Below are 1,465 nucleotides of genomic sequence, written 5' to 3'. Positions count from 1 at the left end.
TACAACATTAAAATTTATATTATTTCAAAGGCATCACCACGCGGATCAAATCCGGTATGCACGTTTCCATCATATAAAATACCCTGTGCATGCCCCATCATGTCATTTAAATCATTAACCATTTTATATTTTTTTAAATTAAGTGATTTCTCATAAAATATATCAGCATTATTATATATGCTTGCTGGATAGGCAAATCTGGGATGGCTTATTGCATCCTGTATATTATAGTTAAGGTCTATTATTCTGGACAGGACCTGAACATTGATCTGTGGCTGTACGTCACCACCCATTGAACCAAAAATTATGTCAAACTTTCCGGTTGCTATTGTGCTCATTAATGTATGAAATGTTTTTTTATGCGGTTTAAGGGCATTTTTATGGTTTGCATCAAGGGTAAAGTATGATCCACGGTTATTCATGTTTATTCCGGTTCCATGAATCGTATGGCCTGAACCAAAACCCATGAAGTTGCTCTGAATTGCGCTTATCTCTATTTCCCCATCAAATATTGAGAACGCCGTTGTATCTGATAAATGGTTATTCTTGCCATTGAAATTTGTTTTCGGTACATTTGAAAATATACTGTCATCTATAACTGATCCGTCATAAATATACTCTGGCCTGTATTTATATGCATCCATCATGGTTTTTATCAGGGTATCATAGTAATCCTCCTTATTCATAGAATTTAATTCATAGTTATTTAATTGATTAAACCATACTATTTCTGTAAGCCCTTGGCTAACCGGTGGATTGGTATATATTTTAAAGTCCCTGTATTTTACAGTGAGCGGTTCCCTTATTTCCGGACTAAAATTATCAAGGTCGTTGAACCTAATAAGCCCGCCCTTTGATACCATATCATCATTAATCTTTCTGGCTATATCACCATGATAAAAGGAGTCCAGACCATCATTTGCAAGGGTTTCAAGTGTTTTTCCCAGATCCTTTTGATATAAAATATCCCCTGATTTTTTATATATTGAATTGAAATCTGAATCACCATGGGTAAATGAATCTATGGCCTTTTTAAGCTTGTTGCTCTTCTTAAAACCATTTTTTGCATAACCTATTGCCCTTGAAAAATTTTCTTTGAGGGTAAGGTTTGCCTTTTTCTCTATTAATTTCCATGCAGAAACAAGTCCTGGTATTGAAAAGGATGAATATATCCCCCTCTCCGAAATTTTAGAATAACCCTTTGACCTGAAAAAATCGATATCTGCAAGGGCTGCAGCATAACCGCTGGCATTTATGCAGTAATAATTACCATCCTTAACTGTCGCAAAAAAATCACCACCAAGGCCGTTCAGATGTGGTTGAACAACAGTTAATGCAGCACTTGTCGCAAGCAGTGCATCGTAGGCATTTCCACCTTTAGATAGGGCCTCCTCACCTGCAATTGTACTGAGTGGGTGGCTTGACGCCACAGCATATTTTTTCATGAAATATCATTTTTAATTAT

Annotated in this window: 1 protein-coding gene; it reads right to left on the bottom strand. The window is 36.0% G+C overall.

Annotated elements, in window-relative coordinates; all coding sequences use genetic code 11:
* Positions 1 to 14: 14 nt before the first annotated feature.
* Positions 15 to 1,445 carry a gamma-glutamyltransferase family protein gene (locus AOG55_RS04465; RefSeq protein ID WP_055040954.1) on the bottom strand — a complete coding sequence of 477 codons (1,431 nt, stop codon included), beginning with the start codon at positions 1,443 to 1,445 and terminating at the stop codon, positions 15 to 17.
* Between the last annotated feature and the right edge of the window lie 20 nt (positions 1,446 to 1,465).

Source organism: Acidiplasma cupricumulans (genome assembly GCF_001402935.1).
Classification (GTDB): Archaea; Thermoplasmatota; Thermoplasmata; order Thermoplasmatales; family Thermoplasmataceae; genus Acidiplasma; species Acidiplasma aeolicum.
The sequence above is the reverse complement of the archived record's forward strand: the minus strand, read 5'-3'. Positions and strand labels throughout refer to the sequence as shown.